Genomic DNA, 18,617 nt, shown 5'->3' with positions numbered 1-18,617 from the left:
GACCTCGCGGGGCAGGGCCCGCCCGCGCGCAGACGGGTCTCGCCCCGGTCCGTGGGGACGGACCGGGGCGAGACGTGGTGCGACGCGCCAGGGTGCGGGTCAGCCGCAGGTGGCGGCGTCGTACTGCGCGGTGACGGTCGTCGACCTCCCCTCGGCGTCGGTGGCCACGACCGTGACCTCGCCGGCCTCGACCGACGTCGTGCGCGACGCGAACGACTGGTAGGCGTTCTTGCCGGGCTCGACGCCGTTGAACGTCTTGGTCCCGAACGGGGTGTCGAGTCGGACGGTGAGCGGGACGTCGTCGTCGTTGAGCGCCCGGACCGCGACGTAGACCTTGCCGGCGAGGCAGCGGGTCTCCGCCGTGACGGTGACCGCCGGGCCCGCCGGGACGCCGTCGCCCACCGTGAGGGTGAGCGTCGTCGTCGTGGTGCCGGCGGTGCTCACGTAGTCCGGGAGGACGAGGTCGCCCCGGATCACGTAGACGCCCGGCGTCTCGACGACGGACTCGTCGTAGTCCCACTCGACGCCGATCGCCTGGTTGTCGCGCGAGCCGTCGTTGTACGAGACGAGGACCTTGGTCGGCAGCCACGGCTGCTCGCCGACGTCGACGCTCTGCTCGAACTGCTCGGCACCCTGGATCGAGATGCCGCCCGTCGAGCTCTCCGGCCGTACGTAGACCTGGGCCTCGGCGATCAGCCCGTAGGTCGTGTTCGTGCCGTAGACGGTGAACGGCTCGACGTTGGTCTCCGCCACCATGGCCGGCGTGATCGGCTGCCAGGTGAAGTCGACCGCGCCGCGGCGACCGCTCGAGTAGACGACGTCGAGCGACGCGGGGAGCGTCGGGACCTCGCCCGTGACGGTCCGGACGATCACGGGGCTCGCCACGGAGTCGACGGTGTCGCCGTTGACGCGCCACCGCAGGACGCCGGTGCCGGCACCGCCGGTCTGCACGCCGGTGATCCGCACGCGGAGGTAGCTGGCCTCGACGGGCTCGAACTCCAGGTGGTTGTACGTGTTGCGCTGGAGCGCGCCCGCGTACGTCGAGCCGTCGGTCAGGGTGACGGGCGTCCAGCCGGTGCCGTCCTGCGAGTACTCGACGGTGTAGGTGTCCGCGCGCGGCGTGCGCGTCCCGCCGTTGTCGTCGTACCAGTAGAGGTCGGTCGACGCGAGGAGCACCGGGGACTCCCAGGCGTACCGGATCCAGGCCGCCGTCTGCGGGCTCGTCCCGTTCGCGGGCTGGCCCCAGGTTCCCCAGCCGTTGCCCGCGCCGGGGTTGGAGCTCGCGGGCGTCGAGGACTCGTTGACGCGCAGCGGGTTCTCCCACGACGCCGACCCGCTCGTCGTGATCGTCGCGAGCGCGCCGAACTCGGCGGACGTCGCCTTCTCGGTCAGCTCGACCTGGACGTCGCGCTCGGTCGTGAGCTCGCCGTCGGACGCGGTGAGGCGGAACGTGTACTCCCCCGCCACCGTGCCCGTCACCGTCGTGGTCAGGGCGTCGGCGTCGCCGAAGATGACGCTCGCGCCGTCGGGTGCGGCGACGGTCGTCCACCCGGAGGTGAGGGTGCCGTCGTCGGGGATGCCGTCGTCGGTCACGGTGCCGACGAGCGTCGTGGACAGGTTGCCGTCCTTGGACCGGTCGACGTTCACGGTGACCGTCGGGGCGTCGTTGACGACCTCGGGGACCTCGCGGCCGGAGTCGAAGACCTGGATCTCCGAGATCGCCGTCCAGTAGCTCGGCGTGTTCGTGAACGCGACGCGGACCTTGTCGGTCGTCACGGCCTCGAAGAGCGCCTCGTTGAACTTGGGGCCGGGGATCTTCGGGGCCTTGAACGCGTCGGGGACCGAGGTCCAGCCGCCCGAGCCGTCAGGCACCTGGATCGAGTACCGGACCGGCTCGCGGTACCCGCCCGCCTGCCGGTCGCTGACGAACCAGACCTTGACGTTGTCGAACGTCGTGGGCTCGCCGAGGTCGAGCTCCACGTACCCCGTGTCGCCCTCGGTCCCGTAGTTGCCCCAATAGGGCTCGTTGACCGTCGTGCCGTCGGTGACCGCGTCGAGGGACACGGGACGCTCGGTCTCCTGGACGGCGCCCGGCGTGTAGTTCATCGAGCCCGTGCTCCAGCCCGGCGTGTGGAACTGGCGCCACGGCGTCGGGCGCACACCCTGCTGGGTGGCCGACGACGAGAGCTCCGCCCCGCGCGCGAGGTTGCCCGCGTCCTCCGTGAGGTCGATGCCCGCGGTCTTCAGGTAGGACACGACGCGCTCGTCCTCGATCGGGGTGTCGACCGCGGTCGGCAGGTCGGCGCCCTGGTCGTCCACGACCTCGACGGCCAGCCCCTCGTCGGACTCGACGACCTCGTTGGCCGCCGGGTCGTACACGAACCGGCCGAGACCGTCGGCCGCGGCCTTGCGCTCGCCGTCGACGAACAGGCTGTAGCCCTCGCCGAGCCCGTAGTGCGAGCCGTCCTCGTCCCAGACGATCGTGACGTCCTTGCCGTGGTACCGCAGGTTGTTGACCATGAAGTGGTCGTACCCGAGGTCGATCGGCCAGAGCTCGATCTTGTCGTCGGACCGCGGCTGGATGCCGCCCATGTCCTCGACGTAGATGTAGTTCATGTTGCCGAGCATCACGTGGTTCGGGTTGTTGCGGTTGAACGTCTGCGTGCTCGCGTTCCAGTTCGAGTAGTACTCGGCCTGGTTCGGGACCAGCGCGTTGCCGTTCGGGTAGATGCTCCACGCCATCCAGTCGAGGAGCTTCGCGGCGTACTCGGGCGTGACGTACGTGTGGTCGGGGTCGTAGTGCCGCAGCGCGGACCGCACGCCGCGGTACTGGACCGTGAAGTTGATGTTGGAGAAGTTGTTCGAGCCGCCGATCCCGAACTTCGCCCGGTCGTACTGGTTGGCCGTGTAGAACGGGAAGATCGGGAAGTTGTCGCCGTACCGCAGGAAGCGGAAGCCGTCGACGTACTGGTCGGCGTCCTCGAACGGGATGAGGTTCTCGGCGTAGACGTCGTAGAGGTTCGACTCCTTCGCCGGGATGAGGTCGCGCTCGGCGGCGCTGAGCGGGTTCTGGTTCCCGCCCGACGTCGCGCCGTGCGACGTGCCCGCGAGGAACATGCGCGTCTCCTCGCTCCACAGCCGGCCGAGGATCGCGTCCCGGATCTCGTCGGCCGCTGTTCCCATCTCGGCGACCTTCGCCGGGTCGGCCCCCGCCATCGCGTAGAGCTGGCGGGCGGCGTCGAACGCGCCCCACACGTACGCGGACTCCGGGCGCTCGATCGTCCGCGCGCCTGGTGCCCCGGCGTTCACCTTGGGGTAGCCGAAGCTGATCGCGTCGGCGTCGTTGCCGGGCATGTAGTTGGTGTCGTAGGCGATGAGCTTGTCGTCGTTGCCGTCGTAGTGCTCGAGCTGGCCGACGCCGTCGCCCTCGAAGTACGTCGCGAAGCGCTCGGCGACCGCCGGACCGCCGCCGTGCACGTTGTACGCCTCGAGGCCCGCGGTGCCGAGGTACTGCGAGTAGTGGTTGTTCCAGCTCGTGTGGCCCGGGCTGTCGAGGAACGCCGACGACCCGGACAGCTCACCGATGTTGAGGATCTGGCCGTACCCGAGGTACGGGTTGCGGATCCACTTGGTGTCCTGCAGGTGCATGGGCTGCGTGAGCGCCACCGAGTTCTGGTAGAGGTTCACGCCCTCGATCGTCGTCGGGTACTGGTAGACGTAGCCCGGCTCGTTCGCGTCGAGGCTGTTGTACCGCTCGCCCCACCAGCGGTACACGATCGCCTTCTCGATCGCGGCGTCGGGCACGTCCAGGTACGGGATGTCCTGCGCCCACTGCCGGTTGAACTCCGTCACGCCGGTGCGGAAAGCGTCCGCGGGCGACAGCGCGGCGTACTCGTGGAAGCTCTCGACCGACTCGGGGAGCGTGTCGCTGGACAGCACGCCGAGGACGGACAGGTCGACCGACCCGCCCGCCGGGACGGTCACCTCGCGGTCGAGGTTCGTGCCCACGCGCTCGAACCCGGGCGCCTTGAGACCGACCGTGACGTCGGACCACGGGGTGTCGACGAGCCCGTTGTTCGCGCCGCTCGTCAGGGTCCGCGTCCCGGTGAGCTCGTCGGCCGCGTCCGTCGACGTGGTCGCCAGCGGAGACGCCGCGCGCACCGTGAACGTCACGTCGCTCGCGCCGGGGTTGGTGAACGTGATCGCCGACAGCGCCACGTTGTCGTACGTGATGAGCTTCTTGAGGTCGGCCGTGACGCCCGTCGTCCCGACCGTGTACCGCGCCTTCGCGTGGCTCGGCGCGTTGAAGCGCTGCGCCCCGACCTCGGTGATCGTCTGCCCCGGGACGGTCACGGTGTAGAGGTTGCCCAGGTTGTTGGGCCCGCCCGCGAACGCGGAGCCCGCGAAGCCCATGACCGCCCAGTTGCTGTTGCCCCGCAGGTACAGCGAGCGGCCGCGCGTCTGCAGCACGTTGTTGCCCGACGTCCCGCTCACCCCGAGAACGCGGTCCAGGTAGTAGTCCGTGCCGCCCGCCGCGCGGTCCTTCTCGAAGATCGACCCGTGCATCGAGCCCGCGGTCCACGGGACCCCGGGCTCCAGCGCCGCGGCGACCTGGTCCAGGTTCGAGTAGACCGGGTCACCGATGTCCATCGAGTCGGTCGTGCCGTCGGTGTACACGCCGACGTCGCTCTCGTTGCCCGGCACCACGTCGGCCTGCGCCCCCGGTGCCAGCGCGACGCCGGTCACGGCCATCGCACCTGTCATCGCCGACGCGACGACCCTTCTCAACGCTCTCCCCGACATCACCAAGTCCTCTCCATCGGGAACCGGAAAACAGGTTTCGGGACGACGACGGGCCTCGCCTCGCACGGGCGGACTGCCTCGTCCGCCCGCCCCGCTGCGGGACGCGGGACCCTGATCGTCGTGCCGGCTCGCGCCGCACCCCGGAGCTCTCGCACCCGGGGCCGTGAGCCCCGGGCACCCTCCGCGGTGAGGTCGCCAGACGCGAGCCAGTCAACCAGCCACGAGAGGTCGACCGCAATGGTTTTCGGTCTCGACTTTGCCCCGCCCCTCGGCCCTCCTGCGACGCCGCGAGCGGCGCCTTCTCGTTGCGATAACGCCATTCTCGCGAGGTGCGACGCAATCTCACGCCCACGGACGATTCCGCAGCCACGGCGCTACCGAAATGACCTGTCCATCGCTTTCCTTCAACGAAGGCACGCGGAGCGGTAGGACGTGCCCCCTCGACGGGAGGGGGCGTGCGGGGTCACGCTCGGCGCCCGACCGCAGCGGCGGCCAGGGCACGGACGCGGCGCGCGGCGACCCCGCAGCCCGGAGCCGTGGCCGGAGACCGCGACGGACGGTCAGGCGCCGTCGGCGGGCGGCGCCGTCCCGTCGGCGGGCGGGACGGTCCCGTCGGCGGGCGGCGTGGTGGCGTCCGCCGGGTCCGGCGTCGGCGGGGGCGGCTCGAGCAGGGTGAACGTCACGGGCTCGCTCGTCGCACCGTCGACGCCCGCGATGCTCAGGACCGCGGTGTACGTGCCCGGTCCGACCTCCGGCTGGTCGGGCGCGCAGCCCTCGGCCGAGCGGTGCCGGTCCCAGCGCACGAGCTTCGAGGGGTCCTCGTCACCGGTGCTCATGAGCAGCAGCCGCTCCGTGGTGCCGCAGTCGGCCGACGACCAGACGAGCTCCTCGCCGGAGTAGACGAGCACCTGGCGCCCGGCGTCGGAGCCGTCGACGAGGCAGGGCCGGCCGCTCGACTGACGGAGCGTCACGGTGAGCTGGACGGCACGGCCGGGCTCGTACTCCGCCGCGCTCGCCGTCAGGCCGAGCTCGAGGGACGCGGCCGTGCAGTCCTGGGGCGGGCCGGCGGCCTCCGGGGTGGGCGGCGCGGACTTGCCCTCCTGCGCCGTCTCGTCGCCGGCGAGCAGCGGCTGGACCGCTCGCACGACGACCTGCCCGAGCAGGACGAGACCGACCACGAGGCCGACGAGCAGCGCGAGCGCGACGAGGCGGCGTCGGAGCAGGGCCCCGCGCGTGGGCCGGTCGCCCGGCCCGCTGCGGGGGCTGGCGCCCGGCCTCGGGGCGCGGTCGGTCCGCGGCGTGCTCACGGGTCCTCCGTCGTGCAGGTGCTGGTCGCGACCACGGTAGCGGCGACCGGGGCCCGGCCCGGTGCTGCCGCGCCGACGACCGCCCAGGTCGGGGCAGAATGGGTCCCTCCCCCGACCGTCGGCGCCCTCCACGGCACGAGCGCCGGCCGGCACGACGGCGCGGGGCCCACCGACGACCGAGAGGGACGACCGCCGTCATGACCGCCCCGGCCGCGCGCCCGGCCCGACCTCCCGTCACCGCGCCGGGGCCGGACCCGCACGCCGACCTGCGCGACGCCGTCGGGCGCTGGTTCGGCGCGACCGCGCGCGACCTGCCCTGGCGCGCCGCGGACCGCACCGCGTGGGGCGTCCTCGTGAGCGAGGTCATGCTCCAGCAGACGCCGGTGGTCCGGGTCGAGCCCGCGTGGCGCGCGTGGATGGAGCGTTGGCCGGAGCCCGCGGACCTGGCGGCGGCGCCCACCGCGGACGTGCTGCGCGCGTGGGGCCGCCTCGGCTACCCCCGCCGCGCGCTGCGCCTGCAGGAGTGCGCCCGTGCGGTCGTCGAGCGGCACGGCGGCCAGGTCCCGCACGGCGAGAAGGCCCTGCGCGCGCTGCCGGGCGTCGGCGAGTACACCGCCGCGGCGGTCACCGCGTTCGCGCACGGCCGGCAGGCCGTCGTCGTCGACACGAACGTGCGCCGCGTCCTCGCCCGGGCGGTCGGGGGGAACGCACTGCCCGCGCCGTCGTACACGGCCGCCGAGCGCGCGACGGCGGCCGCGCTCGCCCCGGCGGACGACGCGGACGCGGTGCTCTGGGCCGCCGCCTCGATGGAGCTCGGCGCACTCGTGTGCACGGCCCGGACGCCGCGCTGCGGCGTCTGCCCCGTCCGCGACGCGTGCGCGTGGCGCCTCGCCGGGCGCCCGGGCGACGAGCACGCGGGACGACGGCGCACGCAGGCCTGGGCGGGCACCGACCGGCAGGTGCGGGGGCGGGTCATGGCCGTGCTGCGCGACGCGTCGGGACCGGTGCCGCGCGGCGTCGTGACCGACGTGTGGCACGACGCCGCGCAGCTCGACCGCTGCGTCGCGAGCCTCGTCGAGGACGGGCTCGTCGAGCAGGTCGACGACCTCTACCGGCTCCCCGCCTGACCCGCCGCGGGCGACGGGGCGAGCGGCTCCGGCGCCGGGTCAGACGGTCGGCAGCCAGACCCGCATCGTCGACGGGCCACGCTCGGCCCAGTCGTGGTACGGCACGAGCCGGACGTCGACGGCGACCTCTGCCGACGTCGCGACCGGCTCCGCGCCGCGACCGGCGCCCGTCCGCCCGGGCGCGCCGCCCCGGAGCGGCGTGTACGGCCACGGGGCCGTCGCCGGGTCCACGAGCAGCCCGCGCACGACGACGCGCCCGTCCTCCTCGCGCGGGGGCACGGCCACGTCGACGCGCAGGTCGGCGACGTCGCGCCCGTCCGGCAGGTCGACGGACTCCACGCACAGGACCTCGGGACCGCGCTGGACGGCGACGCACCCGCGCACGGCGTCCACGCGCTCGTCGGGCACGAGGAACCGCGGCGCGACGTCGAGGTCGAGCGTCACGACGCTGCCCGCGCGCAGGTCGGGCACCGCGACGGTCCCGGCGGGCACCTGGCGGGCCGGGCCGTCGTCGACCACGAGCCGCGCGGACCCCGACCACGCGGGCACGCGCAACGTGAGCGCCCAGCGCTCGGGCGCCTCCACGACGCGCACGCGCACGCGCCCGTCCGCGGGGTAGCCGGTCTCGACGTCGAGCGCGACCGGCTCGCCCGACGGCAGCGTCGCACGGACCTCGCTCGGCGCGTACTGGTGGAGCTGCACGCCCCCGTCGTCGACCGTCGCGAGATACCCCGCGAGGCTGGCGAACGTGCGCGCGACGTTGGGCGGGCAGCACGACACCTCGAACCACGGCGCTCGCAGCGACGACTCGGCGCGCTTGCTCACCTGGTCCGGGGCGGCGGGCTCGCCCGGGACGCGCTGGTGCAGCGTGTTCGCGTAGTAGAAGGCCCGGCCGTCGTGCGCGGGCGACGTCGCGACGACGTTGAAGAGCGTGCGCTCGACGACGTCGGCGTAGCGCGGGTCGCCCTGCGCGAGCAGGAGGCGCCACGCCACCATGACCGAGCCGATCGACGCACAGGTCTCCGAGTACGCGCGGTCGGGCGGGAGCACGAAGTCGTCGCCGAACGCCTCGTCCTGGTGGTGCGAGCCCTGCCCGCCCGTGACGTAGGTGCGCGCGGCCTGCGTCCGCTCCCACTGCCGCGCGACCGCGGCCACGAGCTCGTCGTCGCCCGTCTCGACGGCGACGTCGATCGCACCCGCGGCGAGGTAGTTGGCGCGCACGGCGTGACCGCGGAAGACCGTGGCCTCGCGCACCGGGACGTCGTCCTGGTAGTACGCGCGGCCCCACTCGATGTCCGCGAGGGTCCCGTGCCCGCGGCGCTCGACGAACAGCGCCGCCTGCCGCACGTACCGGGGCTCGTCGAGCGCCCGGCCGAGCTCCGCGAGCGCCACCTCGACCTCGGCGTGCCCGCACACCCCCTGGATGCCGTCGGGCCCGAACGTCTCGCACACGTGGTCCGCCGACCGCCGCGCGACCTCGACCAGCAGGTCCTCAGGGTGGCCGGTGCGGGCCCGCGCGACGGCGGCCTGCAGGAGGTGCCCCTGGACGTACAGCTCGTGGCCCCACTCGAGGTCCGTGTACCGGGCGTCCTGACCGGGGCTGCCGAACCGCGTGCAGAGGTAGCCGTCCGGCGCCTGCGCCGCCGCGACGCGCCGCACGATCGCGGCGAAGCGACGCTCGAGGTCGTCGTCGGGGCGGCGGCCGAGCTCCCACGCCATCGCCTCCAGCAGCTTGTACACCTCGGAGTCGCTGAACTCCCGGCCGCGGCGGGTCGCCGCGACGTCGCCGCGCACGACGGCGTCGAAGTTCGGCAGCCAGCCCTCGGCCTCGAGCCAGTGCTCGATGTGCGCGAGGGTCGCGGCACGGTTCACCTCCTGGCGCTCGGCCCAGAACCCGCCCGTGATGCGCACCTGCGCCAGCCCGAGCGGCTGCAGCCGCCCGGTCGCGGGGACGACCGGCCGTCCCCCGTCCGTGGGGCGGGCGCCGGTCCCCGTCGTCCGGGGCACGGTCGGGGTCGTGGTCATGGCAGCACCTCCGGAGGCGACGGCGTCGCCTCGTGGTTCGTCGGGTCGTCGTGGTGGGACGACGCCGGGCGTCGTGGGGTCGGTCGGTCGGACGGGGGTCGGGTCGGGGGCGTGGGTCGTCATCCCTTCAGCGCCCCGGACATGAAGCCGCGCACGTAGTGGCGCTGCAGGAGCAGGAACAGGACGATGCACGGGGCCGCGAGGACGACGACGCCCGCCTGGGTAGCGCCGTAGTCGACGATGCCCATGACCTGCTGGCGCATGTTCGCCACGGCGAGCGGCAGGGGCGCCTTCGTCGAGTCGGTGATGAGGATCAGAGGTGCCACGAAGTCGTTCCACGCGGCGAGGAACGCGAACAGCCCGACGGTGATGAGCCCCGGCTTCACCGCCGGCAGCAGGACCCGCCACAGCGCGCCGAACGACGAGCACCCGTCGACCATCGCGGCCTCGTCCAGCTCGCGCGGCACCGACTCGAACGCGATGCGCATCATGAACGTCGCGAACGGGAGCTGGAACATCGTGAGCACCAGCGCGAGGCCGAGCAGCGAGTTCTGCAGCCCGATGGTGTTGAGGAGCACGTAGAGCGGGATGAGCAGCGTCGCGTACGGGACCATGAGGATCGCGAGCGTCACGAGGAACAGCACGTCGCGGCCGGGGAAGCGGAACCGCGCGAACGCGAAGCCGCCGAGCAGCGACACCCCGAGCGTGAAGAGCACCGTGAGCCCGGACACGACCACGGAGTTCAGGAGGTACTGCCCGATGCCGGCCTGGTAGTTCGCCAGGGTGACGTAGTTCCCGAAGCCCCAGCCGTCGACCTGGTTGCTGCCGGGCTGCGGCGAGACCGAGGCGACGCCCGCCCAGATCAGCGGGAAGAGGAAGACGATGGCGAGGCCCCCGGTGAGCACCCAGTACGGGGTACGGGTGAGGACGCCGGCGATGCGGGCGCGCGGGGCCGGCCGGCCGGTGGGAGCGGGTCGCGCCGCGGGTGCGGGAGCGGGTGCGGTGACGGTCATGTCACTTCTCCTCGGGTGCGCGCATGCCACGGACCTGCGCGACGTTGATGAGCACGAGGGCGGCGAGCACGATGATCGACAGCGCGGCGGCCACGCCCAGGTCGTTCTGGCCCTGGAAGGCGATGTTGTAGATGAGCTGGACCACGGTGATCGTGCTGTTGTCCGGACCGCCCTTGGTGAGGATGTAGAACTGGTCGAACGCGAGCAGCGAGCCGGTGACGCACATGATCGTGCACAGCGCGAGCGACGGGCGCAGCAGCGGGAGCGTCACGCGCCCGAACGTCTGCCAGCGGTTCGCGCCGTCCATGCGAGCGGCCTCGTAGACCTCGTGCGGGATCCCCTGCAGCCCCACCATGAGCAGGAGCATGTAGAACCCGGCGAAGCGCCAGACGATGAGGAAGACCGTCGACCACAGCGCCCCCTCGGGCGAGCCGAGGAACGACACCGGCTCGTCGACGATCCCCAGCCGCTCCAGGAGCGGGGAGATCGGCCCGACCTGCGGCGAGTACAGCGCGTAGAAGAGCAGCGACGCGGACGCGAGACCCAGCGCGCTCGGCACGAGGATCGACGTGCGCAGGAAGCTCTTCCACCGGCTCGACTCCTGCACCAGGAGCGCGAAGCCGAGCCCCAGGGCGATGAGGAGCACGGTCGCGATCACGGTGTACTTCAGCGTGAAGACGATCGAGTCCCAGAAGAACCGGTTGTCGACGGCGTCGCGGAAGTTGTCGGGGAAGTTGGGGCCCCGGTTGCCGGCGAGCAGCGGCCAGTCGGACACCGACATCTGGCCGACGAGCAGGACGGGGAGGACGAAGAACACGAGCACGAACACCGCGGTGGGTGCGGCGTAGGCCCACCCGCGGGCGGCCTGCGAGCGCCCCGGCCGACGGCGGCGCCGGACGGCGCTCGCGGCCAGGGTGCCGCGGGGCGGTCGGTGGTCGCTCGCGGCGGGGCCCGGCGACGCCGCGCCGTGCGGCGCGGGCGAGGGCGGCGTCGAGGACGCGGACTGCACGGACATGAGAGGTCTCCTGGAACAGGGCGAGGGAAGCCGGACCCGGCCCGCCGCCGCACGGGTGGGCGCGGCGGCGGGCGCTGTGGTCACGCGGTGGTGGTCGCTCGGGGCGATCACGCCGGACCGGTCACTGCGAGAGGACCGCGGTGATCTCCTCGTTGTCCGGCTCGATGCTCGAGGCGTCGCCGAACACCGCGTTGCGCACGAGCGTGAGCCACGGGCTGTTCGGCGCGTTGAACGCCTGCTGGAAGTTGCGGGCGACGGGCGTGCGGCCCTTGCTCGCGATCTCGTTGATCGTCACGACGCGCGGGTCGGCCGACGAGTACTCGTTGTCGACCAGGTCGGCGCGCGAGACGACGTCGCCGTTCTTGGCGAGCACCTCGACCTGGGCGTCCTCGGACATCATCCAGGAGAGGAAGTTCCATGCCTGGTCGGACTGCTCGCTGTCCTTGGAGATGCCGATGCCGTCGCCGCCGACGAACGTCGACTCGCCGCCGCCCGGCCCCGGGATGGGTGCGACGCCGACGTCCACCGTCTCGTCCGCCGTCGACAGGAGCGTCGCCGGGTACGGCATGACGCCGATCTTGCCCTCCTGGAAGGGGGCGACCCAGGTCGCGCCGGTCTCGTCCCGCGTGCCGGCGCCCACGGCGTCGGAGTCGACGAGGTCCTTGTACACGGCGTAGACGTCCTGCGCGGTGTCGCTCGCGAGGAGCGACTCGGTGCCGTCCGCGCTGAGCACGTCCTCGTCCGCGGCCCAGACCGACGGGAACCACGTGAACACGAGGCACCCGCCGCAGTTGCCGCCGAAGAAGGTGCCGTCGACGCCGCCGCCGAGCGCGTCGACCGCCTTCGCCTGCTCGGCGAACTCCTCGAGCGACGTCGGCCCGGCCTCCGGGTCGAGGCCGGCCTGCTCGTAGAGGTCCTTGTTGTAGAAGAGGACCGAGATGTCGAGCACGAACGGGAGGACGTACTCCTCGTCCTCGTACGTGCCGGCCTCGAGGTGGCCCTGGTTGATCTGGTCCGCGAAGTCGAGCTGGTCGATGCGGTCGGTGACGTCCTGGTAGAGACCCTGCTCGACCCAGTTCGGCACGTACACGATGTCGGCCGCGAACAGGTCCGGCAGCCCGCCGCTGCCCGCGGCGGCCCCGACCTTCGCGACGTAGTCGTCGTTGGGGACGATCGTGAGCTCGACCTGGTTCTCGTGGCTCGCGTTGTACGCGTCCACGAGCAGCTTCGCCTGCTTCTCGAGCGGCGCGCGCGTCCACAGCGTGAGCGTGCTGCCGTCGTCGACCCCCTCGACGCCGCCCTCTCCCGTCCCGCCCGTCGCGTCGTCGTCGCCGCCGGATCCGGACCCGCCGCACGCGGCGAGCCCGAGCGCGACGAGGCCGGCGAGCGTCGTCGTGGCCACGGACCTCTTCCACGAGGCCCCGCGGTGGTTCTTCATCTCGTGTCTCCTCGTACTCGTCTTCGAGCCGTTGCACCTGTGCCCCGTGCCCGCGCTGGGGGCGAACACGTTTTCGGTCTCCGTGTCGCGCTGCAGCGCGCTCCACGTAGCCGACCCTCCCCTCAGGCGGCTAGTGTTCGATGTCCTGGCGTCATCCCTGAGCCACGTGCTCGCGACGTCGCCAGCACCGAAACTAACCGAAAAGGTTTTCTGAATGTATGGCAGCGCGGTAGTCTCGTCAAGCAGGGCAGCGGGTTACAGTTCGATCACGGCTCGATCGTCGAGGGCGCGGCGCAGCGCACCGGCAGGAGGGGGAACGGCCTCATGACGACCCAGAGCGGGAGCGCCACGCCGCGCGCGGCGACCCTCACCGACGTCGCACGCCTCGCGGGCGTGTCCATCGCGACCGCGTCCAAGGCGATCAACGGGCGCGACCAGGTCAAGGCGGAGACGCGCCTGCGCGTCCTGGAGGCCGCCGAGCGGCTGTCCTTCGCGCCCAACGCGCTCGCGCGCGGGCTGCTCAAGGGCCGCACCGGTACGGTCGGGCTGCTCACGAGCGACCTCGAGGGACGCTTCTCGATCCCCGTCCTCATGGGCGCCGAGGACGCGTTCGGCGCGGGCCGCGTGTCGGTCTTCCTGTGCGACGCGCGGGGCGACGCCATCCGCGAGCAGCACCACGTGCGCGCCCTGCTGTCGCGGCGTGTCGACGGGCTCATCGTCGTCGGCTCGCGCACCGACCCGCGGCCGCCGCTCAGCGCGGACATCCCCGTCCCCGTCGTCTACGCGTACGCGCCCTCCGAGGACCCCTCGGACGTCTCGATCACGGCGGACAACGTCGGGGCGGGACGCCTCGCCGTCGAGCACCTGCTCTCGTGCGGGCGCCGACGCGTCGCCCACGTCTCGGGCGACCCCGCCTACAAGGCCGCGCAGGACCGCGCCGCGGGCGCCCAGGCCGCGGTCGCGGCCGCCGGCCTGGAGCTCGTGGGCGGCCAGACCTACTTCGGCTCGTGGAGCGAAGGGTGGGGCCGCGGGGCGGCACGCATGATCGTCGAGCAGCACGGCGACGTCGACGCCTTCTTCTGCGGCTCCGACCAGATCGCGCGCGGCGTGCTCGACGCGCTGCGCGAGCTGGGCCGCGACGTGCCCGGCGAGGTGTCGGTCATCGGGTTCGACAACTGGGAGGTGCTGACGACCAACGCGCGCCCCCAGCTCACGAGCGTCGACATGAACCTCGAGCGGCTCGGGCGCGTCGCCGCGCAGCGGCTCTTCGCCGCGATCGACGGCACCGTGCGCCCGGGTGCCGAAGAGCTCCCGTGCCGCGTCGTGACGCGCGCCTCGACGGTGCCGATCAGCTGAGCGACGCGTCCGCGGCGCCGCCGTCGAGGTCGTCGAGGTCGAGCAGCATGCGCGTGTTGCCGAGCGTGTTGGGCTTCACGCGCGCGAGGTCGAGGAACTCGGCGACGCCGTCGTCGTGCGAGCGCAGGAGCTCGGCGTACACCTCGTGCGAGACGGGGGTCCCCTCGATCGCTCGGAAGCCGTGCGCCCGGAAGAAGTCGACCTCGAACGTCAGGCAGAAGACCCGGCGGAGCCCGAGCGCGCGCGCCCGCGCCAGGAGCTCGACGACGAGCGCGTGCCCCACGCGGTGCCCGCGCCACGCGGGGTCGACGGCGAGGGTGCGGATCTCGGCGAGGTCGTCCCACATGACGTGCAGCGCGCCGCACCCGACGACGAGCGGTGCGCCCCCGCCGTCGGGCTCGCCGGTGGCACCCGGCTCCACCTCGGCGACGACGAACTCCTGCACGGCCTCGTAGTACCCGACCATCTCCTTGGCCAGGAGGATCCGCGCCTCCGCGTACGGCTGCACGAGCGCGCGCACCGCGCGCACGTCCGCGGGCAGGGCGGGACGGACGCGGACGGCGGAGGTCGTGGGCACCGCGTCACTGTACGCGGATCCGACCGGGTTTGTATATTCATGCAGTCGAGCGCATACGTGCGCGGACCCGCTCACCCGCCTCCGACCAGGCGGGACGCCGTGATCTCGTCCACGACGAGGTCCGTGACGACGCCGGCGCGCAGGGCCGCGCGCAGCGGCGCCACCTTGTTGTCGCCCGCCACGGCGCACACGCGCCGGGGGACGCGGCGCAGCTCGTCAGGTCCGGGCCCCGTCGCCCGCTCGTTGAGCGCGATGTCGCGGTAGGTGCCGTCCGCGCGCAGGAACACCGTGCAGACGTCGCCGACGACCCCCTCGGCGTCGAGGACCGCGATGTCGTCCGGCTCGAGATATCCCGCCGAGTACACGTGGGACGGCACGCCGCCCGCGACGGCCCCGACGGAGAAGAGCGCGATGTCCGCCCGGTGCTGCACGTCGAGCACGCGCCGCACCGACCGCTCGCGCCACATCGCCCGCTTGGTCTCGGCGTAGTCGAAGAACGCGGGCACTGGGAAATGGTGCACGTGCGCGTCGAACGCGGTGCCGAAGCCCGCGATGAGGTCGCCCGCGTAGTGCACGCCCGACGTGCGCGTGTTGGCCGCGCCGTTGAGCTGGACGACGGCGCTCCCCCGCGTCGGCTTGCGCGGCAGGTGCCGGGAGATGGCCGAGAGCGTCGTCCCCCACGCGATGCCGAGGATCATGTCGGAGTCGAACCACGTCGACAGCAGGCGCGCGGTCGTCAGGGCGACCTGCTCCAGCCGCTCGACCTGCGGGGCCTGGTCCGGCACCGGGACGACGTACGCGTCGATCCCCCACGTGCTCGCGAGGTGCTGGCCCAGCCCCGGGCCGCGGCTCCGCGCGGGCCGCAGCGAGATCTCGACCAGCCCCGTGTCCCGGGCCCGCTTCACGAGCCGCGACACGGTCGACCGCGACGTGTGCAGGTGCTTGGCGATGGCCTCCATCTTCATGTCCTGCAGGTAGTACATCGACGCCGCCCGCAGGACGTCCTGCTCCCGGTCCACCATGTCGCTCTCCCTCCGCTCGACCTCCATTCTGCACGTTCGTGCACCACGGTTGCGCGTCCGTTCGGGGCGTGGTGGTCTGGAGGGCGTGCCATCGCGCCGGGACCCCGGCGCGCGCACGACGGTTACCGCTCGCGCACCCTGGTCGGGCGTGGGACCGTCGCTGTGAGCGCACCGTGGGCGCATCGTCCCGCGGCGTGCCCGCAGCACCGAGGGACGAGAGAGGAAGACGGATGGCATCCACGAGACTCACCGCGGAGTCGCGCCGGCAGGCGCTCGCCGCGCTCGAGGCCAGCACGACCCCTGACGCGGAGCTCGACGTCCTCGTGATCGGCGGCGGCGTCACGGGCGCGGGGATCGCGCTCGACGCCGTGACGCGCGGGCTGTCGACGGCGATCGTCGAGGCGCAGGACTGGGCGGCCGGGACCTCGAGCCGGTCGAGCAAGCTCGTCCACGGCGGCCTGCGCTACCTGCAGATGCTCGACTTCCACCTCGTCAAGGAGGCGCTCACCGAGCGCGACCTCCTGCTCAAGGACATCGCCCCGCACCTCGTGCGGCCCGTCCCGTTCCTCTACCCGCTCGAGCACCGCGTGTGGGAGCGCGCCTACGTGGGCGCGGGCATCGCGCTCTACGACACGCTCGCGAGCCTCGCCCCCGGCAAGCGCGCCATGCCGATCCACCGGCACCTCTCGCGCAGCCGCATGGAGAAGAAGTTCCCGGACCTCGCCCACGACGCCGCCATCGGCGCCGTGCAGTACTGGGACGCCTCCGTCGACGACGCGCGCCTGGTCACCACGCTCGTGCGCACGGCCGCGTCCTACGGCGCGCACGCCGCCTCGCGCACCCAGGTCGTCTCCCTCACCAAGGGGTCGACGGGCGCGGTGAACGGCGCCGTGCTCCAGGACCTCGAGACCGGGGCCGAGATCACCGTCCGGGCCCGCGCCGTCATCAACGCGACCGGCGTCTGGACCGAGGACACCGAGGCGCTCGCCGGCAGCGAGGGCGGGCTGCGGGTCCTCGCGTCCAAGGGCGTGCACATCGTCGTCCCGCGCGAGCGCATCAAGGGCCAGGTCGGGCTGATCCTGCAGACCGAGAAGTCGGTGCTGTTCATCATCCCGTGGTCGCGCTACTGGATCATCGGCACCACGGACACCCCGTGGGAGCAGGACTTCCAGCACCCTGTCGCGACGTCGGCCGACATCGACTACGTGCTCGACCACGCGAACGCGGTGCTCGCGCACCCGCTCACGCGCGACGACATCATCGGCACGTACGCGGGGCTCCGCCCGCTCCTGCAGCCGGGCACCAAGGAGGGCACCAGCTCCGCGAAGGTCTCGCGCGAGCACACCGTCGCCTCCCCGACCCCGGGGCTGACCGTCATCGCCGGCGGCAAGCTCACGACCTACCGCGTGATGGCCAAGGACGCCGTCGACTTCGCGATCGGTCAGCGCGCGAGCGCCCTGCCGTCGATCACGCAGAAGATCCCGCTCCTGGGCGCCGTCGGCCTCGACGCCGTCCGGCGGCAGGCGCGGCCGTGGGCCTCGCGCTACGGCTGGACGCCCGCGCTCGTCGACCACCTGCTGCACCGGTACGGGTCCAACCTCCGCGAGATCGTCGAGCTGTGCGAGGCCCGTCCGGACCTCGCGAAGCCGCTGGAGCACGCGCCCGCGTACCTGCGCGCCGAGATCGCGTACGGCGTCTCCCACGAGGGTGCCCTGCACCTCGAGGACCTGCTCCTGCACCGCACCCGGCTCAACTACGAGGTCGCCGACCGCGGCCTCGCCGCGCTTCCCGAGATCGCCGACCTCGTCGCCGAGCTCCTCGGGTGGGACGACGCGACCCGCGCCGCCGAGATCGCCAGCTACACCGACCGCGCGAACGCGGAGGCCGCCGCCGAGCAGGAGCCCGACGACGCCTCCGCCGAGCGCACCCGGCTGGAGGTCGACGACGTGTCGCCCCTGCAGCCGCTCCGCACCACCTGACAGCAGAACACCGCTCGCGAGCGCGCCTCGGGCGCCGTCCGGCAGGGGACGGCGCCCGACCGGCCCTCGCACACCGACCTCACGGGGCGCACACGCCGTCGGCGGGCCGACCCGAGGACCCGGCGCTCAGGCGCGCCGGGACGGTTGAGACAGAGAAGTCCACCACGAAAGAGAGAGCACGATGGATCAACTCCTCATGAACGCCTTCTGGTCCGAGATCCTCGGCACGGCGACCCTGATCCTCCTCGGTGCGGGCGTCGTCGCGAACGTCATCCTGCCGAGGACCAAGGGCTTCAACGGCGGCTGGCTCCTCATCAACTTCGGATGGGGCCTCGCGGTCTTCGCCGGCGTGTACGTCGCCTTCAAGTCGGGCGCGCACCTCAACCCCGCCGTGACGATCGGCCTCTACACGGCTCAAGAGCCGTTCTACTCCGTCACCGGTCCGGAAGGACTCGTGACGGCGACGATCGAGCCCACCGTGGGCAACATGTTCATGTACTGGGGCGCGCAGATGATCGGTGCCTTCATCGGTGCCGTGCTCGCGTTCCTGGCGTACAAGAAGCACTTCGACGAGGACGCCCCGGGCGCGACCAAGCTCGCCGTCTTCTCCACCGGCCCCGAGATCCGCTCCTACGCGTGGAACTTCGTCACGGAGGTCCTGGCGACCTTCGTGCTCGTGTTCTTCGTCGTGGCGTCCGGCAAGACGCCGTCCGGCCTCGGGCCGCTCGCCGTCGCGCTCATCGTGGTCGGCATCGGCGCCAGCCTCGGTGGTCCCACCGGGTACGCCATCAACCCTGCCCGCGACCTCGGCCCCCGCATCGCGCACGCGCTGCTGCCGATCCGCGGCAAGGGCTCCAGCGACTGGGCCTACTCCTGGGTCCCCGTCGCCGGTCCGCTGGTCGGCGGCGTGCTCGCCGGCCTGCTCGGGGCGGCCTGGGTCTGACCCGCCACGACG

The 18,617-nt window shown here is 72.7% G+C and carries 12 protein-coding genes; 4 read left to right on the top strand and 8 right to left on the bottom strand.

Annotated features, from left to right (window positions below; translation table 11 throughout):
- Nucleotides 1–99 precede the first annotated feature (99 nt).
- Nucleotides 100–4,752, bottom strand: a complete 4,653-nt coding sequence (locus NF338_RS12700) for a discoidin domain-containing protein (protein ID WP_264031116.1) — start codon at nt 4,750–4,752, stop codon at nt 100–102.
- Nucleotides 4,753–5,363: 611 nt separating this feature from the next.
- Nucleotides 5,364–6,110: a hypothetical protein gene (locus NF338_RS12695; protein WP_264031115.1), complete on the bottom strand. Its 747-nt coding sequence runs from the start codon at nt 6,108–6,110 to the stop codon at nt 5,364–5,366.
- Nucleotides 6,111–6,307: 197 nt separating this feature from the next.
- Here NF338_RS12695 and NF338_RS12690 point away from each other — a divergent pair, with 197 nt between their 5' ends.
- Entirely contained in the window at nt 6,308–7,237 is a 930-nt protein-coding gene (locus NF338_RS12690; protein WP_264031114.1) for an A/G-specific adenine glycosylase, read from the top strand.
- Nucleotides 7,238–7,276: 39 nt separating this feature from the next.
- Here NF338_RS12690 and NF338_RS12685 read toward each other — a convergent pair whose 3' ends face one another.
- The 4 genes from NF338_RS12685 to NF338_RS12670 form a co-directional block, all read right to left on the bottom strand.
- Nucleotides 7,277–9,262 (bottom strand): glycoside hydrolase family 127 protein, encoded by a 1,986-nt coding sequence (locus NF338_RS12685; RefSeq protein ID WP_264031113.1) that lies wholly within the window; start codon nt 9,260–9,262, stop codon nt 7,277–7,279.
- A gap of 119 nt (nt 9,263–9,381) precedes the next feature.
- Nucleotides 9,382–10,275, bottom strand: a complete 894-nt coding sequence (locus NF338_RS12680; RefSeq protein WP_087471204.1) for a carbohydrate ABC transporter permease — start codon at nt 10,273–10,275, stop codon at nt 9,382–9,384.
- Nucleotide 10,276: 1 nt separating this feature from the next.
- The gene (locus tag NF338_RS12675) at nt 10,277–11,290 is read right to left on the bottom strand and encodes a carbohydrate ABC transporter permease (protein WP_264031112.1); all 1,014 of its coding nucleotides are present in this window, start codon (nt 11,288–11,290) and stop codon (nt 10,277–10,279) included.
- 121 nt (nt 11,291–11,411) lie between these two features.
- Nucleotides 11,412–12,728, bottom strand: a complete 1,317-nt coding sequence (locus tag NF338_RS12670; RefSeq protein WP_264031111.1) for an ABC transporter substrate-binding protein — start codon at nt 12,726–12,728, stop codon at nt 11,412–11,414.
- A 324-nt stretch (nt 12,729–13,052) separates the two neighbouring features.
- On the opposite strand from NF338_RS12670, the gene NF338_RS12665 reads away from it, so the two are divergent.
- Nucleotides 13,053–14,084, top strand: coding sequence for a LacI family DNA-binding transcriptional regulator (locus NF338_RS12665; RefSeq protein WP_264031110.1), 1,032 nt, complete (start codon nt 13,053–13,055; stop codon nt 14,082–14,084).
- On the opposite strand, the gene NF338_RS12660 is transcribed toward NF338_RS12665, so the two are convergent.
- Both NF338_RS12660 and NF338_RS12655 read right to left on the bottom strand, forming a co-directional pair.
- Nucleotides 14,077–14,661 (bottom strand): amino-acid N-acetyltransferase, encoded by a 585-nt coding sequence (locus NF338_RS12660; protein ID WP_264031109.1) that lies wholly within the window; start codon nt 14,659–14,661, stop codon nt 14,077–14,079. The genes NF338_RS12665 and NF338_RS12660 overlap by 8 nt on opposite strands.
- 71 nt (nt 14,662–14,732) lie before the next feature.
- Nucleotides 14,733–15,683 (bottom strand): sugar-binding transcriptional regulator, encoded by a 951-nt coding sequence (locus tag NF338_RS12655; protein WP_264031108.1) that lies wholly within the window; start codon nt 15,681–15,683, stop codon nt 14,733–14,735.
- Nucleotides 15,684–15,913: 230 nt separating this feature from the next.
- Here NF338_RS12655 and NF338_RS12650 point away from each other — a divergent pair, with 230 nt between their 5' ends.
- Nucleotides 15,914–17,662 carry a glycerol-3-phosphate dehydrogenase/oxidase gene (locus tag NF338_RS12650; protein ID WP_264031107.1) on the top strand — a complete coding sequence of 583 codons (1,749 nt, stop codon included), beginning with the start codon at nt 15,914–15,916 and terminating at the stop codon, nt 17,660–17,662.
- Nucleotides 17,663–17,858: 196 nt separating this feature from the next.
- Nucleotides 17,859–18,605 carry an MIP/aquaporin family protein gene (locus NF338_RS12645; RefSeq protein ID WP_264031106.1) on the top strand — a complete coding sequence of 249 codons (747 nt, stop codon included), beginning with the start codon at nt 17,859–17,861 and terminating at the stop codon, nt 18,603–18,605.
- Nucleotides 18,606–18,617: the final 12 nt, after the last annotated feature.

Source organism: Cellulosimicrobium sp. SH8 (assembly GCF_025818875.1).
Taxonomy (GTDB): Bacteria; Actinomycetota; Actinomycetes; order Actinomycetales; family Cellulomonadaceae; genus Cellulosimicrobium; species Cellulosimicrobium cellulans_D.
Note: the sequence above shows the minus strand (reverse complement) of the source record. Positions and strands in the feature narration are given on the sequence as shown.

Excerpts from the sequence above, each read along its gene's own strand:
- NF338_RS12700 (WP_264031116.1), bottom strand. The coding sequence starts at position 4,752 with ATGGCCGTGACCGGCGTCGCGCTGGCACCGGGGGCGCAGGCCGACGTG.
- NF338_RS12690 (WP_264031114.1), top strand. The coding sequence starts at position 6,308 with ATGACCGCCCCGGCCGCGCGCCCGGCCCGACCTCCCGTCACCGCGCCG.
- NF338_RS12685 (WP_264031113.1), bottom strand. The coding sequence starts at position 9,262 with ATGACCACGACCCCGACCGTGCCCCGGACGACGGGGACCGGCGCCCGC.
- NF338_RS12680 (WP_087471204.1), bottom strand. The coding sequence starts at position 10,275 with ATGACCGTCACCGCACCCGCTCCCGCACCCGCGGCGCGACCCGCTCCC.
- NF338_RS12675 (WP_264031112.1), bottom strand. The coding sequence starts at position 11,290 with ATGTCCGTGCAGTCCGCGTCCTCGACGCCGCCCTCGCCCGCGCCGCAC.
- NF338_RS12670 (WP_264031111.1), bottom strand. The coding sequence starts at position 12,728 with ATGAAGAACCACCGCGGGGCCTCGTGGAAGAGGTCCGTGGCCACGACG.
- NF338_RS12665 (WP_264031110.1), top strand. The coding sequence starts at position 13,053 with ATGACGACCCAGAGCGGGAGCGCCACGCCGCGCGCGGCGACCCTCACC.
- NF338_RS12655 (WP_264031108.1), bottom strand. The coding sequence starts at position 15,683 with ATGGTGGACCGGGAGCAGGACGTCCTGCGGGCGGCGTCGATGTACTAC.
- NF338_RS12650 (WP_264031107.1), top strand. The coding sequence starts at position 15,914 with ATGGCATCCACGAGACTCACCGCGGAGTCGCGCCGGCAGGCGCTCGCC.
- NF338_RS12645 (WP_264031106.1), top strand. The coding sequence starts at position 17,859 with ATGAACGCCTTCTGGTCCGAGATCCTCGGCACGGCGACCCTGATCCTC.